We start from the raw sequence: 23,782 nt of genomic DNA, 5'->3' as shown, positions 1-23,782 counted from the left end.
CGAAAAGATTTGTCGTGGGTATTTATTGTCTTATTGATTGTAGCTAGTTTGATTAAAGTTTTAGCGGCATCAGCACCGAGTGGTGTTGTGGACAAAGTTGGAAAGAGATTCCAGCTGCATCCGAAGCTATCCTATGATGTAACTGTCAAACGGGATGGCAAGGCTCTTTCAGAAGAAGAAGCGCAGCTTATTATCGATCAATTCAATCAGGCCAACTTCTTAGAAAAATACTATTACGCGCCTGCTCCTGAAGGCGTGCCGTATGAGATAGAAACTAAGCAAGGACGCTTTCTTGTGTATCCATATCCAGACAGAGTGGATGTATTCAAATATCAGAAGAAGAAGGTTTCATCCTACAGCCTGCGATCCAAAACAATGCAAGGGCAGGCTACAAATTGATTCGGCTTTCTATATAATAGATAAAAATTGGAAACGGGAGAGTGTGCAGGATGAGGATCCGGAAACTGGCCAGAAATTCTGTGCTGATTAGATTAGCTGCTAACTGCAGCTCCTAACAGGACCACTGTCCTGACTTCTCGTGAGAATAATACTGGAGCAATTAAGTTTTATGAACGTAATGGATGGGAACTGCTGAAAGATTCGTTTATCCGAACGAGAAAGCATACCGAATATATGGAAAAGAACTAAAATAAACCGATTCACCAAATGGTGGATCTTTTTCTTTCTGATCGCCTAAACATTACTGGAAATCTACCGATGATTCAGATATGAATAGAAAGAGGGTGAGCCGATGTACCAAACAGATTTGAAGAATGCGGAGATATTTAACGAGCTGCTTGATGAGTTATACGAAAATATTAAATTGGAACAGGTCCGTGTTGGTGAGCATATCCGTAGTAGAATAACTGAACAGGAGCCTTCCATTCATGATGAAAAGCTGCTTGCAAAAAGTATGCTGTTCGATGCGCGTCTGGAGATGCTGAAAGGTGATTTGGACAAGGGAGAAAAGCTGCTTGAAGGTGCTGCTGATGCATTCGTGCTCACCGGTGAAAATCTTTATTACTTCCACTTTTTCAAGGGACTGCTGCTGTACCGGCAAAACAAGCTGCAGGAAGCAATTGTCCAATATGAGCGCGCTGAATCGTTTTTATCAGTGGAATTTAATCCCCGTGAAGTGTCTGATTTCTATTACAAATTGGCAAATACGTACTACTATATGAATATGACTGCATTCTCGGTCTTAAATGCTAATAAAGCAATCGAATCAGCTTTTCGGTACAATCAGAAATTGCAGCTTGCCAAATGCCGCATGCTCCAAGGGTTGAATCATATGCATTTGGCAGACTTCCGTAAAGCGGAAGAGTTGTTCCTATCTGCTCTGCAGCATGATGCGGCAGAGTCCGAATTGCAGCTACCCATGTATATCCATCACAATCTTGGAGTACTGTATTTCAAGCAAAATCAGCTTGAGAAGGCAATGGAGCAATTTGAACAATCTATGCATTACAAGCATCCTGAATATTATTTGAAGAGTCTATACTACGTGACAGAATCCAGTTTCCGGCTTGGCTTGAAGGATCGTGCAATGGAGTATTTTACTGAGGGGTTTGCTTTAAGTAAGAAGCGGGATGAAGATGCGTATAAATGGATGTTCGCCATGCTTCATAAGCAATATGTCGATAAGGACAGTTTCGAATTAGTCTGGCGGGAAGGCATTGAGTATTTTCAATCTATTGAGGATGAGAATAGCGTCCGTCACTTTTCCGAACGACTGGCTAAATATTACACAGATAATCATGACTTTGAAAAAGCATCCAGATACTATCTTCTGGCTTTAAAATAGAGTAATGCTGAAAAAGGAGATTGCTTCGTGCAGTCTCCTTTTCCAGCATTAGGATAACTTCCAAGCAGGTATCAAACTATGAAATTGGAAGTAGTAGCTCATCGGGATGTGAATCAGGGTGTAAATAGTTAAGGTTGTTGCATAAGTAATGAACCAATTATAGATAGGTGCTTGCAGGAACAGGTACAGCAGCAGCATACCTACTGGGAAAGGAACGAGCACAATCAGCCAAATCGGTGCACCTAGTGCTTCTGTCAATGCGCCAAGAGCAACGACGGAAAAGCCGATTACCATTGCTTGCCAGATCGGCATACCGTGCCGGAATAAGATGCTGCCGATGTAATAGGAGAGTCCGGTAAGTATGATTGCTAGAATGAAATCCACGAAATACTTCAAATATCAATCCCCCCCTTATTCCTTCCCATTATACGATTATATGAATAGAGATAGTGTGAATATTATGTAAAAAACTGCCATATCGGCAGCTCTGCTTTAGCTTGCATACTCTGTTATTCCTTCTGCAATTGAATTAGCTACTTTATCTTGGTAACTTGAATCGTTTAGAAGTACAGCATCAGCAGGGTTCGAGATAAATCCTGTTTCAACGAGTACAGCTGGCATGGATGTATGTCGCAGTACATAGAAATCAGCACTATGTGTGCCTCTATTTTCATTATTCGTGTTAGCTACTAGTGCAGTTTGTATGCTGGAAGCAAGCTGTTTCCCGCTGCTGCTTGCCCCATAGTAGTAGGATTCCAATCCTTTTGCTGACGAAGATGTAGCACTATTGGCATGGACGCTTACAAATAAATCTGCTTTCCAGTTATTCGAAAATGTCGCTCGTTCTGTTAAAGGTATAAAAACATCCTCACTGCGCGTCATTTTTACGTCATACCCATTAGCAAGCAATCTGTGCTGCAGTTTTTCGGATATAGTAAGGGCAACCCGTTTTTCCATCGTATCATTGCCGATTGCACCGGGATCTTTGCCGCCGTGACCGGGATCAATAACTATTTTTTGCACAGGCTGCCCGTTTGATGATTCAGTGGGAGCAGATGCGGAGGCGGCTGTTTCTTCATTCACTGCTGTTACATAATCCAAGCTGAGATAACCTGTTTGGCTCTGAATCGTAATCTGTCCCCAGCCATCCCCTCTGTCGATATACTGGAACTGTGTGCCTGCCGGGAACTTACCAATAATGGCGGCATCCGTAGAGGGGGCTGCCCTGATGTTCAGGTTTGCAGTCGTCTGTCCTGTATTGGAAACGCTGGCATCTGCTTGGACTGGCAAGATCAATAAAAGTGCAATGAGTATGAATAATAGAGGCAGTGCAACTTTGAGGCGGGTGTGCATAGTAATTCTCCTTTGCGATATAATAGAATCAGTATGGTCAGTGTTTACGAGTTTTATAACAATAGATATATAAAGTGAGAGATTATCATTATCAGAAAGGGGAGAAGGTAATTTGAAGACAGAAAGAGAGAAAATGGTGGCTGGAGAGCTTTATCGTCCGTCCGATAAAGAATTAACGGATAGACGGATGGAAATTCGAGAGTTGATTCGGCAATATAATGATACGACAAGCTATGAACATGCCGAGAGAGCGAATTTATTGCAGCAGATACTCGGCTCTGCAAAAGGCAAATCCTACATCGAACCGACTTTTCGCTGTGATTACGGGTACAATATCCATCTTGGAGAGAACTTCTATGCGAATTTTGATTGTGTAATGCTGGATATTTGTGAAATTCGTATCGGTGATAATTGCATGCTTGCTCCAGGTGTACATATTTATACCGCAACGCATCCATTGCATCCGGTAGAACGTAATTCTGGATATGAATTGGGCAAGCCGGTGACAATTGGAGATAATGTCTGGATCGGCGGACGTGCTGTCATTAATCCTGGTGTTACAATCGGGAATAATGCGGTTGTCGGTTCAGGTGCAGTCGTAACGAAAGATGTCCCTGCAAATACTGTAGTCGGGGGAAATCCAGCAAGAGTGATTAAAGATATAGAGATCTAGAGATTAGATTTACATGGCGTCGGCTTAGTTTGAATGATGATATACTGAAATTACTACTGACAGTGGAGCGGTTTATATGCAGCGTGGCACATTTCAATTGATGAAAACAGTGAATAGATCTTTGATCCTCAATAAGATTCGCGTGGCAGCGCCAATATCACGCGCAGATATTGCAAAGGAGACAGGCCTGACACCTCCGACAGTCAGTATCATCGTTAAAGAGCTGATGGAACAAGGTCTGGTGGAGGAAAGTAAGCTCGGATCCTCGAGCGGCGGACGAAAGCCTACCATGCTTCATATCCGGACAGATGAGTGGTTCGTCATCGGTGTCGATGCTGGTCCTGGAACAGTCGACTGCATTTTGACGAATCTGACAGGAGAGATATTAGGGCTCGTCTCACATCCACTTCATGTGCATACGAATAGCGAGTTTTTGCATCAAGTTGTAACAGCGATCCAGCAATTGCTTGATCAGCTTAGCGTGCAAACGGGGCAGATCATAGGTATTGGAGTAGCGATGCATGGAGTCGTCGATGTAGAGACAGGTGTTTCGCGAGTAGCTCCTCTTTTAGGATTGCGTAACATTGCAATCAAGGAGGAGCTGGAAACTAGATTCAGCATTCCTGTGAAGGTGGATAATGACGCACGGGCGATGGCGCTCGGTGAATCATGGTTCGGTGGGTATGATATGCAGGATAGTATGGTGGCCGTTAATATCGGACGCGGAATTGGTGCGGGAATCATCATCGGTGGAAAGCTTTTCCACGGAGCGGCTGGCTTGGCTGGAGAGCTTGGGCATATGTCTATTGATCCGAATGGAGAGAAATGCGCTTGCGGAAACAATGGCTGCCTGCAAACACTTGCAAGTGGCCCGTCTATCGCGCGGAGAGCGAGTATGGCGAGTGGAGAAGCTGTCTATCAATCAGCAAGAGCTGGAGATGAAGAAGCTAAAACCACTCTGGAAAAGACTGGCCAGATACTGGGGATCGGTCTGATCAATTTAATTCATCTGTTGAATCCCGATCGGATCATTCTTGGTGGAGGCGTAATGGAGAGCGCAGAATTTCTCCTCCCCCCACTGAAGGAAGAAATTGCGAGCCGAGCCCTGACGGACCAAGCGGCTCAGACTGAAATAATGGTAAGTAAACATGGAAAGCATGCGACAGCATTAGGGGCAGTAGCGCTGCAGTTGGTGGACCTGTTTGCACCGGTATAATAAAAGGAGCCAGCCAATCGATTGATTGGCTGGCTCCTTTTATAATTATTTGGTTGAAAAAGAGAATACAGTCTCTTTTCGGTACGGCTCTTCAGGCTTCAAGATGAGATCTGGAAAACCAACATGATGCAAGCCAGCAGGGAAAGCCTGTGTTTCAAAACAAATCCCCAGGTACTTTTCAGATTTGCGTTCTCTAAGTACCAATGAATCATCCAGGCCATTACCTGTATACACGACGAGGCCAGGCTGATTCGATTGGATAGTCAGTAGTCTTCCGCTATCTGGATCATAGAGACCAGCTTTTGGTTTCTCATTGCTTGAAAACAAGAAGTAGTGATCGATACCTTCCCCGGCAATGCGAAGCTGTTCATGCTGTGCGCCGAATACTTCCTCTAACGGTTTGAATGACCGCAAGGCGAATGGTGAAGCAGCTGTATCCAGCAGTCTGCCGGTTGAAATCAGTTCTTCATCCAACTCTGTGTACTGATCACTTGCGACCAATGCCTGCTGCTTCGCAATGGTTCTTTTCAGGTTTCCGCTGAGATTGAAGTACGTATGATTTGTCAGAGTTACAGGAGTTGCCTTGTCAGTGGCTGCTTCATAAAGGATAACTAATTTGTTGTCCTCTGTGAGTGTGTAGGTGACATTCACTGTTAGGCTCCCTGGGTAGCCGCCTTCACCATCCTTACTTGTGTGAGAAAGTCGAAGACCGTTTATTTCATTCTCTTCAAAAGGTTCTACCTTCCAAAGTACTTGGTGAAACCCTTCAGGACCGCCGTGCAAATGGTGGTTCCCTTCATTTGCTTCCAGTTTGTATGTTTGGCCATCCAATACGAATTCAGACTCTCTTATCCGTCCAGCTACCCGGCCGATCAAAGCACCGAAGTAGTTGGGATTATCTTTGTAATCTTGAAGGTCGCGATAGCCTAGTACGATATTCTCTAAGTCCCCGTCTTTATCAGGTACTTCCAGGGACGTGATGATGCCTCCAAAGTTCAGAACCTCAAGACGCATTCCGTTATTATTGGTGACCGTGTACAATTCCCACCCATCCTGGAGGATAGTCTTTTCGATCATGAAGACACCACTTTCTGATTGAGTTTTGTGATGAAGCGCTGAAAGACTTTGTCGTCCTTAAAGACTCCAGCATCCTCCAATACGCGGACGAATTTCTTGCCAAGTTCTTTTTGAACAACTTCTTTTGCATATTGTTCGTTATGAAGGAATCCATGTTCCGCACGCAATACCCGAGCCCATTCTTCGTGCGGAGGGTCCACTGCATCGACTTTTCCGGCTAGAAACTTATAAATTGTTTCTAGCTCTTTTTCCAAGCGCGGCGGCAATACAGCGAGGCCCATCACTTCAATCAATCCGATATTTTCTTTTTTGATGTGATGCACATCTGCATGCGGGTGAAAGATACCCAATGGGTGGGTAGCTGTCGTCCGGTTATTGCGAAGTACAAGATCCATTTCATACAAATCATCACGCATTCTGGCAATCGGAGTTATTGTATTATGCGGCGTGTTGTCTGTATAAGATAGAATGGATGCATTTTTGTCATCGTAGTTGCGCCAAAAGGCCAGAATACTATCGGCTGCCTCTACCAATTTCCCCTGGTCGTTCGCCTGGAGCCGAATGACCGTCATCGGCCACTTAAGAACAGAAGCTCTTACGTCAGGATGCGAATGAATCGAAAAGGTATAGCGTTCTTCCGCATTGGTCATGGCAAAGGTATAGCGCCCTGCTTGATAATGATCATGGGAGAGAATAGAACCTCCTACAATCGGCAAATCGGCATTTGAGCCAATGAAATAATGAGGGAACTTCTCCACAAATTCAAGCAGTCTTCGGAATGCATCTGCATTGATTTTCATATCCCGATGTTCCTCTGATAATACGATGCTGTGTTCATCATAATAAACGTAAGGAGAATATTGGAAAAGCCACTTCTCCTCTCCTAGTGACAATTCAATTACGCGGTGGTTGGACCTTGCAGGATATCCAATTCTTCCTGAATAGCCTTCATTTTCTTTGCAGAGCACACAGAGAGGGTAGGAATTATCCTGCTTCATCATCCGTTCGCGCTTGATTTGTTCTGGATCTTTTTCAGGTTTGGACAAGTTGATGGTAATGTCCATTTCGCCATATTCGGTCTGTACTTTATACGATATATTTTTTTTGATCCGATTCATCTGGATATAGTTGCTGTTCTTGCTTAGATTATAAAAGTAATCCGTTGCCTGTTCCGGTGATTTCTTATAATAGCTGTCAAATGATGCCTGGACAGTGGAAGGGCGAGGTATAAAGCAATTCATCAACGATGCCGCAAGCATCTCTTTCTCATCCAAAATGTTATCGATGATATCTTCATTCACGGCATAATCGACGATTCGATCGACTAAATCCGGTATCGAACCAGAGCTCGTCAAAATTTTATGTGCCGGGTATGTTGTCATCTTCAGCAAGTGCATTACTTGGTTTCGTACGTAGATGATATCCCGTTCCTTTATTAAATCTTCCTTGCAAGTCTGCTCTAGTAAAGCCTCGATATCTGAATAAATCATATGAACACATCCTTTATGCTAATTCCTTTGCACCGTCACCGATCGTAGCAGTATAGAAGGTTGCCTCATATCCGATCTTTTCTTTATAGTGCTGCTGGATACCTGCTTGGACTGCATCAATCTTATCTTTTTCCACTAATGCAATTGCGCAGCCGCCGAATCCAGCACCTGTCATGCGAGCGCCGAGAACACCATCCTGTGCCCAGGCAGCTTCAACAATCGTATCGAGTTCCTGTCCAGTCACTTCGTAATCATCCCGCAGTGAACGATGCGAATCATTCATCAATTCCCCGAAAGCAGCCAAGTCATGCCTTTGAAGCTTTTTCAACGCCTCGATCGTGCGGTTATTCTCATATACAGCATGACGTGCACGTTTGACGTGGACAGGATTGCTGATTAATGTGTGATGCTGTTCAAATGTTTCTGGTGAGAGCTCGCCGAGACTATTAATCTTGAGTTTTTGCTGTAAATCCTGCAGGGCAGCTTCACATTCTGATCGGCGTTCGTTATATTTTGAACCGGATAAAGTTCGCTGCTTATTCGTATTGGCAATCAAAATCACATGTTCAGACAAATCTACGGGTGCATGCTCGTAATCCAATGTGTTGCAGTCAAGCAGGATAGCGTGCCCTTGTTTACCCATCCCGACCGAAAATTGATCCATGATGCCGCTGTTTACACCGATATATTCATTCTCCACCCGTTGTCCAAGCTGTACAAGCGGAATACGTTCCATTCCAAGTCCATATATGCTATCAGCCAATACGCCAGTAACTAGCTCAATGGAAGCAGAAGAAGAGAGACCGGCTCCATTTGGTATATCTCCGTAATAAAGGATGTCCATGCCAGATGTTATTTTGTCGGTAGCTTGCTGTAAATAAAGTAATACACCCTTTGGATAATTGGCCCAATCATCGTTGGATTGAAAGGCAAGATCATCTAACCTGCGTTCAATGATACCGGTTTCAGAAAAGTTCATGCTGTAAAATCTGAGTAAGTTGTCACTGCGTTTTGCCGCTAAAGCATAAGTCCCATAAGAGATTGCTGCTGGAAATACATGTCCGCCATTATAATCAGTGTGCTCACCGATTAAATTGATTCTGCCAGGTGCAAAGAATTGGCGTGGATTTTCAGTAGTTTGGAAGATTTTTTGAAATGAAGCTGTTAGATTCTGATTAAGCGTCATTACGATGCCTCCTGAATGTACTTTATTAATTTAATTAACTAAGTTACAGATAGTGTACTATAAGGAGAAATTGGAAGCAAGGGATACTTAAGCCTATTTTGCGAGTTGAATATTTAGTAAAAAGTTTACTGGTGTGTGTTTATCTGTCATAATCTAATCAGAAGAGGTGAGGGGTTTGGCAACAATAAAAGAAATCGCAAATGAAGTCGGGTTTTCTGTTTCCACAGTTTCCAGGGTGCTGAATCACGACGAAAGCCTATCTGTGACAGAAGAAACAAAGGACAAAATATTTGCAGTGGCAGAACGGCTGAACTATCGAAAGAAAGAAGTCCATATACGGATTAAGCAAATAGCTTTTCTCTATTGGGTAACAGTTACAGAAGAGCTGGAGGATGTTTATTTCAAAACGATGCGTAAGGCACTGGAACAATGTGCGAAAGAACGCAATGTTGAATTGACTTTATACAAAAAAGAGGATGGGATAGAAGCTGTTCCCGATACTATCCAAGGGTTTCTGGCGGTGGGGAGCTTCACGAAAGCGGAGCACGTAAAGCTGCAGAACTTAACTAAGAATGGTGTTTTCATTGATTCATCTCCAAATCCGGATCATTACGATGCTGTACGTCCCGATTTGGAATGGATTACGAGGAAGCAGATAGACCATTTGCTGGAGCAAGGGCACCGCGAAATAGGCTTCATTGGCGGAACCTTTCAAAACCCGGATACGATGATGGATGAGATGGATCCCAGAGAGAAGGCTTTCCGTACCTATATGGAGGAAAAGGGTATCCTGGATGATCGATCCGTTCTTTGCAGACGTGGTTTCAGCGTTGAAAATGGTTATGGCTTAATGAAAAAGGCGATGGATGAATTGAGTGTGCTGCCGAGTGCATTCGTTGCGGCTGCTGATCCGATTGCTGTAGGTATGCTCCAGGCATTGAATGAAGAAGGTATCGCTATTCCGGGGCAGGTGAGCGTTATCGGTATCAATAATATCAGTGTGGCAAAATATGTATCTCCTCCTTTGACGACTGTCCGTATCGATTTGAATGAAGTGTGCAAGTCAGCTATTGATTTGCTGCTGGAACAAATACTAGGTAAGCGGACATTATCTAAGACAGTACTAATTACTGGCGAGATTGTCGAAAGAAAGAGTACGATGACGAAAACGACTGACTAAAAAAGTCGTTTTTTGTTTGCGTAAATTATTTACCTAAATAAGTAAAATAATTGTTTACTTCGGATGGACAGAATGCTATGTTTAATATTGTAAACGCTTTCAATAAAAGGAGTGGGGTCGAGTGAAAAGGAAAAAGCTAGTCCTTGGCTTGGTATCTGGTTTAATGACGGGAGTTTTACTGGCTGGGTGTGGACCGCAAGAGAGCGGTGCGGATGGAAGTGAGTCCGAAAAAAGTGACAAATTAGTCATTTGGGAAGATAAAGAGAAAGCAATCGGTATTGAAGACGCTGTAGCCGAGTTTGAAAAAGAACATGATGTGACGGTAGAAATCGTTGAGAAAAACTATGCCCAGCAATTAGAAGATTTACGGCTGGACGGCCCAGCTGGGTCAGGCCCTGATGTATTCACAATGCCGGGAGACCAAATGGGATCTGCTGTTGCGGAGGGTTTAGTGAAAGAATTGGCGGTTGATGAAACGTTGCAATCCGCTTACACAGAATCAGCCATGCAATCGCAAATCGTCGACGGTAAAGTGTATGGACTTCCGAAAGCTGTTGAAACGACGATGCTCTACTATAATAAGGATCTTATTACCGAAGAAGAACTGCCACAGGATTTGGAGGGGTGGTTCAATTATTCCAAAGAAGTTCGTCAAGGGGAGCAATATGGTTTCCTGGCACTGTTTGATCAGACCTATTATGCCAATAGCGTGCTGAGCGGCTATGGCGGCTACGTCTTCGGCAAGAACAGCGATGGTACGTTTAATCCGGAAGACATCGGATTAAACAATGAAGGAGCGGTAGAAGGCGCAAGTGAGATCAAGCGTTTCTACGATGAGAAGCTATTCCCGTCGGGCTTAGTGGGTGAGCAAGGAATCAACGTTATCGAGTCGCTGTTTACCGAAGGGAAAGCGGCTGCCATCATATCAGGCCCATGGAATCTGGAACCATTTGAAACAGCTGGAGTCGACTATGGCATTGCTTCCTTGCCGAAGCTATCCAATGGAGAAAATATGCGCGCATTTATCGGAGTAAAAAGCTATAACGTAAGCACGTTCTCTAAAAATGCGGAGCTGGCAGAAGAGCTAGTGAAGTATTTAAGTAATGAAGAAGTATCAAAGGTTCGTTATGAAAAGACAAAAGAGGTTCCGGCAGTGAAGGCGCTGGCAGAGGATCAGGAAGTGATGGAAAGCGATGCTTCAAAGGCGATTGCAGAACAATCACAGTTCTCTGACCTCACACCTGGCATACCGGAAATGAATGAAGTGTGGAAACCAACGGATGCTGCTTTGCAGACGATTGCGACTGGGAAATCCGAGCCGCAGGAAGCTCTCGATCAGGCAGTAAAATCAATTAAAGGTCAAATTGAGGCAAATCACGGCGAGAAATGATGGATACGTGCCGGCACAATGCCGGCACGTATTTCCTATGTAAGAGGAGGAATAGGCATGCAGCATCGTAAAGTAGCATTGTTGCTCTCGATCATACCAGGTTTCGGTCAGTTTTATCATCGGCAATGGCTGAAAGGATTATTGTTTCTGCTGATAACAGTTTCTTTCTTTGTTGCATTTAAGGATCTGTTGAATATGGGACTGTGGGGAATCGTTACGCTAGGGACTGAGATCCCAAGAGATAACTCGATTTTCCTATTGGCAGAAGGACTCATAGCGTTGATTGTCATCTTCCTAGGTTTGATCGTCTATTATTTAAATCTGCGGGATGCTTATAAAACGGGCGTTATGCGAGATAACAAGCAGACGCTTTACACACTTCGGCAGCAGTATCAGCATGTGCTGTTCAAGGGCTATCCGTATTTGATCAGCGGACCGGCATTCCTGCTGCTATTGTTCGCTGTCGTTTTCCCGATCCTTTTCAGCTTTGCGATCGCCTTTACGAATTATGATTTATATAATTCACCACCAGCTAAACTGGTCGAATGGGTCGGGTTCAGTACATTCAAGGAAATCTTCACTGTCGATATCTGGCGTTCAACTTTTTTCGATGTACTTGCATGGACAGTAGTCTGGACAATCGTAGCATCCACACTGCAAGTGGCATTAGGAATCTTTCTCGCAGTGGTTGTGAATCAAAAAGAAATACGTTTCAAGAAACTGTTTCGTACGATCCTCGTCTTGCCATGGGCAGTTCCTGGCTTCGTCACCATATTGATTTTCGCAGGCTTGTTCAATGACAGTTTCGGAGCTGTTAACAACGATATCCTTGCCGCACTCGGTCTCGATGCCATTCCTTGGCTGACAGATCCGAATTGGGCGCGATTCGCACTGATCATGATGCAAGGGTGGCTTGGTTTTCCGTACATTTTTCTTGTGACAACTGGTGTGCTGCAATCGATACCCGAGGACTTGTATGAAGCGGCGACAATCGATGGGGCGTCGGCTTTTTCGAAGTTCCGCCATATTACGATGCCGATGATTCTATTGTCGATCTCACCTATTATCATAACGCAATTCACATTCAACTTTAATAACTTCAATATTATCTATCTGTTTAATGCGGGAGGTCCGGCGGTTCCGGATTCCACTGCCGGCGGAACAGATATTTTGGTTTCATGGATTTATAAGCTGACGATGCAGTCCAGCCAATATGCTTTGGCAGCTGCCCTGACTATCATGTTATCTGTTGTTGTCGTATCCATTGCGTTATGGCAGTTCCGAAAATCAAGTACATTCAAGGAAGGAGCATGAGCATGCGGAATCGATCACGTTTGATTCGCCTTACACTTTCCTATGGTGTGCTGATTGTTATGTCGATAATGATTCTATATCCGCTCGCGTGGACAATTGGCGCAAGCTTCAACCCTGGAAACAGCTTGATCAGTACATCCATCATTCCGAAAAATCCGACGCTGGCACATTATAAAGAACTGTTCGAAGGCTCTGAATCCCTGCCGTATGTGCAGTGGTATTTGAATTCGGTTAAGATCAGCTTCTTCACGATGCTTGGTGCTATCATCAGTGTTTCGTTCACAGGCTATGCTTTTTCACGATTCCGTTTCAGAGGCAGGAAGAATACATTGACTGTCTTTCTGCTGCTGCAAATGATTCCGCAATTTTCAGCACTAATCGCCCTTTTTGTCCTGGCGCAGATGCTGGATATGGTCAACAGTCATTGGCTGCTGATCCTGCTGTACATCGGGGGGCTGATTCCGATGAATACGTATTTAATGAAGGGCTATATGGATTCCATTCCGATGGAGCTGGATGAAAGTGCGCGGATAGATGGCGCAAGCTTCACCCGGACATTTTGGCAAATCATCATGCCATTATCGAAGCCGATGCTGGCGGTTGTCGCCATGAATGGGTTCACGGTGCCATTAGGCGATTTTGTTTTGTCCTCTGTCATTTTGCGTACGACGGAAGCTTATACACTTCCAATTGGTCTGTTTAACTTAGTGAATGAGGTTATGGGAGCGAGTTATACGACGTTTGCAGCTGGAGCCATACTGATCAGTATTCCAATCGCCATCGTCTTCCTGCTGCTGCAGCGGAACTTTGTTTCGGGTCTGACGACAGGCGGAACGAAAGGATAACCAGAAAAGGGAGAGAAGAAAATGAATCAATCGAAGCGCGAGTTAAAAGCACCTTTTTTGCTGCATGGAGGAGACTACAACCCCGATCAGTGGCTGAAGTACCCCGATGTTCTGAAAGAAGACATTGAATTGATGCAATTGGCACATACGAACACTTTCTCGGTTGGCATTTTCGCTTGGAGTGCATTAGAGCCTGAAGAGGGTGTGTACAATTTTGAATGGCTGGATAAGATTTTCGATGACATACATTCCTTTGGCGGAAAAGTGATTTTAGCTACTCCAAGCGGTGCTCGACCTGCATGGATGTCTCAAAAATATCCGGATGTACTGCGAGTGAATGCAGCAAGAGTAAAACAGCTGCATGGAGGCAGGCATAACCATTGCTTCACTTCCCCGACATATTTGGAGAAAACAGAGAAGATAAACCGAAAGCTGGCAGAGCGGTATGGAAAGCATCCGGCGTTACTGCTATGGCATATTTCCAATGAGTACAGCGGTGATTGCCATTGCGAACGTTGCCAGAGTGCTTTTCGTGAATGGCTGAAAGAGAAATACGACGGAAATCTAGAAAGCTTGAACGATGCATGGTGGGGACCGTTTTGGAGTCATACGTTTACTGATTGGGAACAGGTAGAATCACCTTCACCGAATGGAGAAGATGGCGTGCATGGACTGCGCCTGGATTGGCGGCGATTCTCAACTGATCAAACTGTCCGTTTCATGGAGAATGAGATGGTTCCGATACGTGAGATTACTCCGGACGTTCCTGTTACGACTAATTTTATGGCAGACACACCTGATTTAATCCCATTCCGCGGACTGGATTACAACCGTTTCGCAGAAAAGATTGATGTAATTAGCTGGGATGCGTATCCGACTTGGCATAATGACTGGGAAACAACTGCAGAGCTAGCGATGAAGGTTGGATTCATTGATGACTTGTACCGGACACTAAAGGATCAGCCATTTTTACTGATGGAAAATACACCAAGTGCCGTCAACTGGCATCCTGTTAACAAAGCGAAGCGGCCAGGCATGCATATCCTTGCTTCGATGCAGATGCTTGCTCATGGATCGGATAGTATCCTTTATTTCCAATGGCGCAAATCACGTGGTTCAACAGAGAAATTTCATGGAGCGGTCGTCGATCATGATCGTTCGCAGGATAATCGTGTATTCCGGGAAGTGGCAGAGCTAGGTGAGAAAATGGAAAAACTAGCCAGCCTTAAAGGGACGCATCGTGCTGCGGAAGTAGCGCTCTTGTATGATTGGGAAAATGACTGGGCGTTAGAAGATGCACAAGGATATGGATTGGATTCCAAGCAATATATTAGGACGATGCATGCACACTACCGGCCATTTTGGAAACGGGATATTCCAGTGGACGTTATTATGAAAAATCACGATTTCTCCAAGTATAAGCTTTTAGTCGTCCCGATGCTGTATATGATGGATGACCAGACCGCAGAAAAACTCGAAGCATTTGTGAAAAATGGCGGTAAACTGGTCATGACGTATATCAGCGGTGTGGTGAATGAGCACGACCTGGTGCATAAAGGAGCATGGCAGGAGAAGCTTTCGGATGTATTCGGATTACGGCCAACCGAAACGGATACACTGTATCCGCGAGATCGCAATCAAGTCCTTTATAGAGGCAAGTATTATGAATTGAAAGATTATGCGACTGTTCTCGAACTCATTAACGCGAATGAGCTAGCCGTATATGAAGAAGATTTCTATGCAGGAACACCGGCTGTCACGGAGCATGCTTATGGAGAGGGCATTGCCTATTATATTGGTGCTAGATTAGAGGATGCATTCCAGGACGACTTTTATTCGGAAATATTGAAAACAGAGCAGATTCACGCACCAGTTGGTATTACGAAGCAAGAAGGAGTATCCATTCAAGTACGCTATAATGCTGATTTCTTGTTTATCTTTGTCATGAATTTCAGTGAAGAGACAAGTAACATACAACTGGATCAAGTGTATGAGGATGTACTGGAGGAAGGGGATGTAGAAGGAGAGATTCAGCTGGATTCCTATGAGGTGAAAGTGCTTCGTCTGAGCAAGTGATAATGGCAGAGCCTGATAGTTTACTTTCGGTTCGACGTTTGACTGCGAGGAAGATGTGGAAAGGTATTGTATCAATCAAGATACAAAGGAGACTTTTCTATGGAACCGAAAGATATGATGAATGGCTCAACTAGTGCGCACCAGCAGGATCGCCAGCCGGGCATTGAAGCAAAAATGGATCCACTGCCGCATCAGCCGCTAGATTACAAAGGTGTAGGAAGATTGGAAGGAAAAGCAGCTCTTATCACAGGCGGTGATTCCGGTATCGGCCGTGCAGTTGCTATCCTATATGCAAAAGAAGGTGCGGATGTCGCAATTAGCTACCTTGATGAAACGGAAGATGCTGAAGAGACGAAACGTCTTGTGGAAGCAGAAGGTAAGCGCTGCTTGCTGCTGCCAGGGGACATCAAGGATGAGGAGCATTGTATCAGCTTAGTCGAAAAGACAGTTGAGGAATTCGGCAAGATCAATATTCTAGTGAACAACGCAGCTATTCAGTATGTGCGGGAGGATGTGCTTGAGATTTCCTCAGAACAATTTGAGGAAGTATTCCGTGTTAACTTCTTCTCCCAATTCTATTTGACGAAAGCAGCTGTGCGTCATATGAAAGCAGGAGACTCCATCATCAGTACGTCTTCCATCAATGCTTACCGAGGCAACCCGATGTTCATGGACTATTCAGCGACAAAAGGTGCTATCACAGCTTGGACGCGCAGTATCGCCCAAAGCCTTATCAAGAGAGGAATTCGTGCTAACTCTGTAGCACCTGGTCCAGTATGGACACCGCTCATCCCGGCTACTATCGGGGAAGATAAAATTGAGCAGTTCGGACAAGACAGCCTGATGGGACGCCCAGGGCAGCCTTCCGAGCATGCGTGGCCGTATGTAATGCTTGCATCTGATGAAGCTTCTTATATGACTGGTCAAGCAATCCACATCAATGGAGGATCTTATACATCTTCCTGATAGCTAAAAAACCCTGTCCGTCGGACGGGGTTTTTTGTTTGTCTTTTAGAAGGAAAGGGAAAAGATTCCTACTACTGAATAAGCAAATTCATTTGGGAGGAGGGATGAACATGTATATTAAATTCCACGATGAGGATCACGAAATCAAGTATCAGAATTTGCGGGCTGGTATTGGGAATGCGGAAGTATTACAGCATAAAGGCTGCCTTGCCGTCTTATATCTGATGGCGGGTGACAGCAGGCTGTACAAGCTCTTCAAACCATACTTCAAGTTTGACAGCTGTCAATTCAATTATCGCCAGATGCTTGCTGATTATGAGCTGACGGGGGATTTAGAGAAGCTTGCTTCACTTGGTGTGCATCTCTTTGACGGACAAGTGGAAGTAACGCCGATGATGCTGGATGGACTGCAGGAGGATCGAGCTTGGTTCCTGGCATGGAACGCTGTAATGATGCGGAAATTCGGAACGGTAACAGGCTACGAAGTACCTTCTAACAAGTTCTATGGCGGATTCATTCATGAAGATTTCAGCGTTTAAAAGAGTCTTCACTTAAATAGGAAACAAAATAAGGAAAAAGCAATTTTACATCTTTAAATTGCTTTTTCCTTTATTTTGTTTCCTTTGATGTATTCTGGTACTTCACTATTATTTTTATACACAAAAAAATATCCAATGAACGAATTCATTGGATACATGCTGAACAATTTTGTAACTGATTAAGATATGGGGGTTAGTTGTTGTATAACCGATTGGGAGTGAAACGAAACCCAATTACGGAAGAAATTACAGATAGGGATTAGGTCCCTTTTTTTATGCCGTATTTTATGGCGATACTTTCTCTGTTTCGTTGAATACTGTTTTTTCTTTTATCAATATTTTCTTCGGTATTTTCAAAGACCTAAAAATTATTTGCACTTTTGTCTATTTGTAATACAATTAAACAAACGGAATTGATAACGCTTACTTGAGGAGGTACACTATGGGACAATCAACAGGAATAGCCAAAGGTATTCTAGGGTTTCCGGTGGCACCATTTACCGAAGCTGGAAAGCTTGATGAACAAGCACTATTTGAAAATGTCCACTTTCTGGTAGAAGAAGGTCTGGATGCTATTTATATCGCTTGTGGATCCGGTGAATTCCAATCTTTGGATAGGAAAGAGTATGAAGCGATGCTGGATACAGCGATGGAAGCAGTTGCTGGCAAGGTTCCGATTTACACGGGAGTCGGCGGTAATCTCCGTACTGCTGTTGAACTTGCTGCGATATCAGAGGAAAAAGGTGCTGACGGATTTTTGCTGCTTCCGCCTTATCTAATTCAAGGGGAGCAGGAAGGACTTTATCAGTATGCAAAAGAAATATTCGAGAGTGCACCAGACTTGGATGCGATTATCTATCAAAGGGATAATGCTGTCTACTCTGTCGAGACGGTTAGACGGCTGGCGGCTTTTCCCCAACTGAAGGGGTTTAAGGATGGCATCGGGAATATGGATTTGAATATTTGTCTGACGCAGGAATTTAAGGGGAGACTTGATTTCCTGAACGGTATGCCGATGGCGGAGGTCACAATGCCTGCTTATGTCCCGCTCGGGATAACAACTTATTCCTCGGCTATTTCAAATTATATCCCGCATATTTCCCGAATGTATTATGAGGCGCTGCTAGCAGGCGACCAGGATACGCTGGATGCATTATATGCAGATGTCATCCTGCCAATCAACAGTATAAGGAAACAACGCAAAGGCTACGCCGTTTCCTTGATCAAAGCAGGGATGGAGATCATCGGCTTGCAGACAAGAGGGTATGTACGTCCTCCGGTTGTACCAGTAACAAAAGAGCACTATAACGAAATGGAACAGATACTTTCGAAGGCACTGGACAAATATCCGCGCAAAGAGAAAATCTCAGAGATAAAGGAGAGCTAATACATGGCTACAAATGTAACAACGAATGTATACCGTAACTTTATCAATGGAGAATGGCAGGAATCAGAATCAGCAGAACAGATCACGGTCATTAATCCAGCAGATACCAGCAACCCTGTTGGTCAGATCCAGAGCTCTACAACCGTCGATTTGGAATCGGCAGTTGAAGCAGCGGATGCAGCACGGAAGGAATGGCGAAGCTTATCCGGTGCTGCCAGAGGAGAGTTCCTTTATCGAGCTGCAGCTATCCTGGAGGACCGTACCGAAGAGATTGCCGAAACGGCCACAAAAGAGATGGGAAAAACATTGCCGGAAGCTCGCGGTGAAACGCAGCGCGGTATTGCCATCCTGAAGTATTATGCAGCGGAGGGGATGCGGAAAACAGGTGATGTTATTCCATCGACTGATCCTGGAGCCTTCATGTATACAACGCGAGTTCCTTTAGGAGTTGTCGGTGTCATTGCTCCGTGGAACTTCCCTGTTGCAATTCCTATTTGGAAAATGGCACCTGCGCTTATTTACGGCAATACAATCGTGTTTAAGCCGGCTTCTGAAACTGCTATTACAGCAATCAAAATAATCGAGTGCTTTGAAGCGGCAGGTTTTCCAAAAGGCGTCATCAATCTGGTTACTGGTGCTGGTTCTGTCATCGGGAAAGGGTTGGCCGAGCATCCGAAGGTAAATGGTATTACCTTCACGGGATCCAATAATGTCGGAAAAGGCATTGGTTTGACGGCATTGGAGAGAGGAGCAAAGTATCAGCTGGAGATGGGCGGGAAAAATCCGGTCATTGTAGCTGCTGATGCAGATATCGAACAGGCAGTGGATGCAACAATCAGCGGTGCATTCCGTTCCACGGGTCAAAAGTGTACTGCTACAAGCAGAGTCATTGTAGAAGAGCCGATATATGAAGCATTCCGGGATAGACTGATTGAAAAGACGAAGGAAATCACGATTGGCAACAGTCTCGAGCAGGACGTGTGGCTTGGTCCGATAGCAAGTAAAGCGCAGCTGGAAAACTGCCTTCACTATATCCAAAAAGGTATGGAAGAAGGAGCTAAGCTTATCCTAGGTGGTGAGCAGCTGACAGATGGAGATTATGGTAAAGGCTTTTACGTCCAGCCGACTATCTTTGAGGATGTAACCAATGACATGGTGATTGCTCAAGAGGAGATTTTTGGTCCTGTCATCGCTTTGATCAAGGTGGATTCGGAGGAAAAAGCAATAGATGTGGCGAATGATGTGAAATTCGGGTTAAGTGCATCCATCTTCACGAAGAACATTGGGCGATTCCTGCAGTTCGTGGAAGATATGGAAGCAGGACTTGTCCGTGTCAATGCAGAAAGCGCCGGTGTAGAGCTGCAGGCTCCATTCGGCGGAATGAAGCAGTCAAGCTCTCACTCAAGAGAGCAGGGAGAAGCTGCCAAAGAATTCTTTACGAGCATCAAGACTGTATTTGTCAAAGGATAGAGGGCTGTTTCTAGGCCCTTTTTCCTTCTTGAATATTGATAACGCTTACAATAGAGCGGAGGAATGAAGCATATGGATAAAGTCAGAGATAACCTGCAGAATTCACAGATGAAGAAATCGAAGGTCCGTTGGTTTATCGTCATGATGTTGTTTTTAGTCACATCCGTCAACTATGCTGACCGAGCAACGATCAGTATAGCGGGAGATGCATTGCAGTCAGACCTCGGATTGAATGCTGTCAGTATGGGTTATGTGTTTTCTGCATTCGGCTGGGCTTATGTAGTCGGGCAAATACCAGGCGGGATATTGCTGGATAAATTCGGTTCCAAGCTTGTTATCGGAATGAGCATTTTGTTCTGGTCAATTTTCACTTTGCTACAAGGAGCAATCGGCTTTTTTGCCGCAGGAACAGCCATTATCGTCTTGTTTGCTCTTCGTTTCCTTGTCGGTTTTGCTGAAGCGCCGTCATTTCCGGGAAACAGCCGAGTTGTCGCAGCTTGGTTCCCGAGTAATGAACGGGGAACAGCATCAGCTATCTTCAATTCAGCTCAGTATTTCGCACTTGTCATCTTTTCACCGCTGATGGGATGGCTGACTTACAGATTCGGCTGGGAGTCTGTCTTCTATGTAATGGGAGCAATCGGTATCGCTTTGGCATTTGTATGGCTGAAAGTGATCCGTAATCCGCGTGAGCATCCAAGGGCAAACCAAGCGGAAATCGATTATATCGAAGCTGGCGGCGGAGTCGTGGATATGGATCAGAAGAAGGAAAACACGGGGGAGAAACAATCTCAGTGGCCTTTCATTAAACAGCTGTTGAAAAAGCGGATGCTGATTGGTATTTATATCGCGCAGTATTGTATTACAACACTGACCTACTTCTTCCTGACTTGGTTCCCGGTTTATTTGGTTCAAGGGCGCGGCATGTCTATTCTAGAGGCGGGATTCATTGCTTCTCTGCCAGCTATTTGCGGTTTCCTCGGGGGAATCCTTGGCGGGATGTTCTCCGACTTCCTGCTCCGGAAAAATCTTTCTTTGACGATTGCGCGTAAGACTCCGATTATCATCGGAATGCTGCTTTCCTGCACTATGATCATTTGTAACTATGTCGATGCAGAATGGCTTGTGGTAGTTATCATGTCACTCGCTTTCTTCGGGAAAGGCTTTGGTGCTTTAGGCTGGGCAGTCGTTTCGGATACATCTCCGAAGCAGACAGCTGGTGTCAGCGGAGGGCTTTTCAATACATTCGGAAACATTGCTTCCATCACAACCCCGATCATCATTGGTTACATCGTCAATGCAACAGGTTCCTTTAATGGTGCACTTATATTCGTAGGAGCCAATGCACTTGTTGCCATCCTAAGCTATCTATTCATCGTTGGAAAAATCGAACGCGTAGAATTGGAAGCACCAACAAAATAACTGGAAGGGGATAGAAACATGAACCAAGTGTCAGAGAATATAAAAGCAGAGAAATCAAATCACGTGCCAGCTGTTACAGAGATGCAAGTGATTCCGGTGGCTGGCCGGGATAGTATGCTGCTTAATTTGAGCGGTGCACACGGCCCATATTTCACACGTAACATCGTTATTCTCAAAGATAATTCTGGTGCTGTTGGTGTTGGGGAGGTACCGGGCGGAGAGAAGATCAGACAGACGCTTGAACAAGCGAAAGCCTTTGTAATTGGAGAGTCAATCGCCTCTTATCAAGCAATCCTCAATCAAGTAAGACAGCAATTCGCTCATCAAGATGCAGGAGGCCGTGGTGAACAAACTTTTGATTTACGCACAACAATCCATGCAGTTACAGCGTTGGAGGCGGCACTCCTCGACTTGCTCGGCAAGTTCCTGCAAGTTCCAGCCGCTGCGCTTCTAGGCGAAGGGCAGCAGCGCAGCGAAGTGGATGTGCTTGGGTATTTGTTCTACGTCGGCGATCGCGGACAGACAGATCTTGCGTACAAGAGTGAGCCTGATGCAAAATCGGATTGGTTCCGTTTACGTAATGAAGAAGCATTGACACCAGAAGCCATCGCACGTCTGGCAGAGGCAACATATGAAAAGTATGGTTTCCGAGATTTCAAGCTAAAGGGCGGCGTACTGGCTGGTGAAGAGGAAATACAAGCAATTGAGGCATTAGCCAAACGATTCCCGGATGCCCGGATAACACTTGATCCGAATGGAGCATGGTCTCTGGATGAGGCAATTCGTCTCTGTAAAGGCAAGCATGATATCCTGGCGTATGCAGAGGATCCTTGCGGGGCTGAGAACGGCTATTCCTCACGTGAGATTATGGCGGAATTCCGCAGAGCTACGGGACTGCCGACTGCCACGAATATGATTGCAACTGATTGGCGTCAGATGGGGCATGCTATCCAGTCGCAGGCAGTAGACATTCCGCTTGCCGATCCGCATTTCTGGACGATGCAGGGCTCTGTAAGGGTCGCACAGATGTGCCATGAGTGGGGACTTACCTGGGGATCGCATTCCAATAATCATTTTGACATATCTTTGGCTATGTTCACACATGTAGCGGCAGCTGCACCTGGGACTATCACAGCTATCGATACACATTGGATCTGGCAGGATGGACAGCGATTGACAAAAGAGCCTTATGAGATTATTGAAGGAAAGCTAGCGGTACCCGATAAGCCTGGTCTGGGAATCGAGATTGACATGGAGCAGGTAGAAGAAGCCCATAAGCTGTATAAATCGATGGGACTTGGTGCCCGGAATGACGCTGCAGCCATGCAATATTTGATTCGGGATTGGAAATTCGATAACAAGAAGCCTTGTCTTGTTCGATGATAGATTCGGAGCCGCATCTTTATGAGCGGCTCTTTTGTATGCGTTTGTATTTTAGTGCCATTCCCAGTATCATAGGTTTATCACATATAAAGGTGTTGGACATGATGGAGAGAGACCCATTGCAAATGAACGTGGAGCACGTCAACAGAAAAACATTATCCAAACAAGTCGTGGAACGGATTTTGCATCTGCTATCGAGCGGCCAGCTGAAGCCGGGGGACAAACTGCCCACCGAAGCGGAATTTATCACGATCCTCGGCGTGAGCCGTACTGTTTTGCGCGAAGCCTTGAGTGCATTGGAGACCCTCGGCATCATTACACGCAAAACACGGGAAGGCACTTATTTCAATCTGAAGGTTGGCTCGGCGCCTTTTTCGGATATGCTTAATTTAGCAAGTGATAATATCCAAGCGATCATCGAGGCAAGGATCGTATTGGAACTCGGACTGATTACTATCGCAACGGAGAAGATTACCGACGAACAGCTGGAAGAACTTTATGAAACGATCGTGGAAATCGAGGAATCACAGGACAATAACTATGGACAGGCAGATAAACGATTTCATCGGATCATTGCCTTAAGTGCGAATAACCTAATTCTCGATGGTATGATTCACTCGCTTCTCTTATATCATGCAAAAATCAATAACCATATCATTGTAAGGGAAAAAGAAAAGACAGTAGCACATCACAAGCGTATATATGAAGCATTGAAGGAAAGAGATGCATACAAAGCGCATACAGCAATGTATGAGCATCTGCGCTTTGTGCAGAAGAAGATTCTCGAAGGACAGCAGGAGAAAAAAGGTGAATAGAAAGAAGCAGCGGTTCCGCAGCCGCTGCTTCTTACTGCTTCTTTTATTTATTCATTATCGGATTCTTCTTCATTCAATTCAAACAGATGATCTAAGTATGGCTCCAGCTCGAATGTATCTTCCTCGGCATATGTTGTGAAAACGTCTTTTGTTAATGAACTCATGATTTGAATCCTCCTTGTGATTGGGTTTGTAG

General features: G+C 44.8%; 21 protein-coding genes. 16 read left to right on the top strand and 5 right to left on the bottom strand.

Annotation, left to right across the window (positions count from 1 at the left end; genetic code table 11):
* Positions 1 to 9 precede the first annotated feature (9 nt).
* Complete coding sequence (locus ABXS78_RS15950; RefSeq protein WP_366248030.1) at positions 10 to 399, top strand: YfmQ family protein; 390 nt, start codon at positions 10 to 12, stop codon at positions 397 to 399.
* 352 nt (positions 400 to 751) lie between these two features.
* Positions 752 to 1,804, top strand: a complete 1,053-nt coding sequence (locus tag ABXS78_RS15945) for a hypothetical protein (RefSeq protein ID WP_366248029.1) — start codon at positions 752 to 754, stop codon at positions 1,802 to 1,804.
* Between the two features lie 48 nt (positions 1,805 to 1,852).
* On the opposite strand, the gene ABXS78_RS15940 is transcribed toward ABXS78_RS15945, so the two are convergent.
* Both ABXS78_RS15940 and ABXS78_RS15935 read right to left on the bottom strand, forming a co-directional pair.
* Positions 1,853 to 2,200 (bottom strand): hypothetical protein, encoded by a 348-nt coding sequence (locus tag ABXS78_RS15940; RefSeq protein ID WP_366248028.1) that lies wholly within the window; start codon positions 2,198 to 2,200, stop codon positions 1,853 to 1,855.
* A 96-nt stretch (positions 2,201 to 2,296) separates the two neighbouring features.
* Entirely contained in the window at positions 2,297 to 3,157 is an 861-nt protein-coding gene (locus ABXS78_RS15935) for an N-acetylmuramoyl-L-alanine amidase (RefSeq protein ID WP_366248027.1), read from the bottom strand.
* A gap of 112 nt (positions 3,158 to 3,269) precedes the next feature.
* Here ABXS78_RS15935 and maa point away from each other — a divergent pair, with 112 nt between their 5' ends.
* On the top strand, positions 3,270 to 3,830 hold the full coding sequence (maa, locus tag ABXS78_RS15930) for a maltose O-acetyltransferase (RefSeq protein ID WP_366248026.1): 561 nt from the start codon (positions 3,270 to 3,272) through the stop codon (positions 3,828 to 3,830).
* A 76-nt stretch (positions 3,831 to 3,906) separates the two neighbouring features.
* Positions 3,907 to 5,046, top strand: coding sequence for an ROK family transcriptional regulator (locus tag ABXS78_RS15925; protein ID WP_366248025.1), 1,140 nt, complete (start codon positions 3,907 to 3,909; stop codon positions 5,044 to 5,046).
* Between the two features lie 45 nt (positions 5,047 to 5,091).
* Here the strand turns inward: ABXS78_RS15925 and ABXS78_RS15920 are convergent, their stop codons facing one another.
* The 3 genes from ABXS78_RS15920 to ABXS78_RS15910 are packed head-to-tail and all read right to left on the bottom strand — an operon-like array spanning position 5,092 to position 8,799.
* Entirely contained in the window at positions 5,092 to 6,123 is a 1,032-nt protein-coding gene (locus ABXS78_RS15920) for an aldose epimerase family protein (RefSeq protein WP_366248024.1), read from the bottom strand.
* On the bottom strand, positions 6,120 to 7,613 hold the full coding sequence (gene galT / locus ABXS78_RS15915; protein ID WP_366248023.1) for a UDP-glucose--hexose-1-phosphate uridylyltransferase: 1,494 nt from the start codon (positions 7,611 to 7,613) through the stop codon (positions 6,120 to 6,122). Before galT ends, ABXS78_RS15920 begins: the two co-directional genes overlap by 4 nt.
* Positions 7,614 to 7,626: 13 nt before the next feature.
* Positions 7,627 to 8,799 carry a galactokinase gene (locus ABXS78_RS15910; RefSeq protein WP_366248022.1) on the bottom strand — a complete coding sequence of 391 codons (1,173 nt, stop codon included), beginning with the start codon at positions 8,797 to 8,799 and terminating at the stop codon, positions 7,627 to 7,629.
* Between the two features lie 175 nt (positions 8,800 to 8,974).
* On the opposite strand from ABXS78_RS15910, the gene ABXS78_RS15905 reads away from it, so the two are divergent.
* From ABXS78_RS15905 to ABXS78_RS15850, 12 genes are all read left to right on the top strand, one after another.
* Entirely contained in the window at positions 8,975 to 9,979 is a 1,005-nt protein-coding gene (locus ABXS78_RS15905) for a LacI family DNA-binding transcriptional regulator (RefSeq protein ID WP_366248021.1), read from the top strand.
* A gap of 163 nt (positions 9,980 to 10,142) precedes the next feature.
* Positions 10,143 to 11,369: an extracellular solute-binding protein gene (locus ABXS78_RS15900; protein ID WP_366249959.1), complete on the top strand. Its 1,227-nt coding sequence runs from the start codon at positions 10,143 to 10,145 to the stop codon at positions 11,367 to 11,369.
* Positions 11,370 to 11,426: 57 nt separating this feature from the next.
* The gene (locus ABXS78_RS15895; protein ID WP_095221408.1) at positions 11,427 to 12,683 is read left to right on the top strand and encodes a sugar ABC transporter permease; all 1,257 of its coding nucleotides are present in this window, start codon (positions 11,427 to 11,429) and stop codon (positions 12,681 to 12,683) included.
* Between the two features lie 2 nt (positions 12,684 to 12,685).
* Entirely contained in the window at positions 12,686 to 13,528 is an 843-nt protein-coding gene (locus ABXS78_RS15890) for a sugar ABC transporter permease (RefSeq protein ID WP_366248020.1), read from the top strand.
* 21 nt (positions 13,529 to 13,549) lie between these two features.
* On the top strand, positions 13,550 to 15,604 hold the full coding sequence (locus ABXS78_RS15885; protein ID WP_366248019.1) for a beta-galactosidase: 2,055 nt from the start codon (positions 13,550 to 13,552) through the stop codon (positions 15,602 to 15,604).
* A 99-nt stretch (positions 15,605 to 15,703) separates the two neighbouring features.
* A complete protein-coding gene (locus ABXS78_RS15880; RefSeq protein ID WP_366248018.1) occupies positions 15,704 to 16,570 on the top strand; it encodes an SDR family oxidoreductase in 867 nt (288 codons plus the stop codon).
* Between the two features lie 110 nt (positions 16,571 to 16,680).
* Positions 16,681 to 17,109, top strand: a complete 429-nt coding sequence (locus tag ABXS78_RS15875) for a hypothetical protein (RefSeq protein ID WP_366248017.1) — start codon at positions 16,681 to 16,683, stop codon at positions 17,107 to 17,109.
* Positions 17,110 to 17,551: 442 nt separating this feature from the next.
* The gene (kdgD, locus tag ABXS78_RS15870) at positions 17,552 to 18,496 is read left to right on the top strand and encodes a 5-dehydro-4-deoxyglucarate dehydratase (RefSeq protein ID WP_095221399.1); all 945 of its coding nucleotides are present in this window, start codon (positions 17,552 to 17,554) and stop codon (positions 18,494 to 18,496) included.
* A gap of 3 nt (positions 18,497 to 18,499) precedes the next feature.
* Positions 18,500 to 19,966, top strand: a complete 1,467-nt coding sequence (gene gucD, locus ABXS78_RS15865) for an alpha-ketoglutaric semialdehyde dehydrogenase GucD (protein ID WP_366248016.1) — start codon at positions 18,500 to 18,502, stop codon at positions 19,964 to 19,966.
* A 108-nt stretch (positions 19,967 to 20,074) separates the two neighbouring features.
* Positions 20,075 to 21,388 carry an MFS transporter gene (locus ABXS78_RS15860; protein ID WP_176465632.1) on the top strand — a complete coding sequence of 438 codons (1,314 nt, stop codon included), beginning with the start codon at positions 20,075 to 20,077 and terminating at the stop codon, positions 21,386 to 21,388.
* Between the two features lie 18 nt (positions 21,389 to 21,406).
* Positions 21,407 to 22,771, top strand: a complete 1,365-nt coding sequence (gudD, locus tag ABXS78_RS15855) for a glucarate dehydratase (protein ID WP_366248015.1) — start codon at positions 21,407 to 21,409, stop codon at positions 22,769 to 22,771.
* 104 nt (positions 22,772 to 22,875) lie between these two features.
* Complete coding sequence (locus tag ABXS78_RS15850) at positions 22,876 to 23,586, top strand: FadR/GntR family transcriptional regulator (protein WP_366249958.1); 711 nt, start codon at positions 22,876 to 22,878, stop codon at positions 23,584 to 23,586.
* Positions 23,587 to 23,782: the final 196 nt, after the last annotated feature.

The organism is Terribacillus aidingensis (assembly GCF_040703035.1).
Lineage (GTDB): Bacteria > Bacillota > Bacilli > Bacillales > Amphibacillaceae > Terribacillus.
Note: the sequence above shows the minus strand (reverse complement) of the source record. Positions and strands in the feature narration are given on the sequence as shown.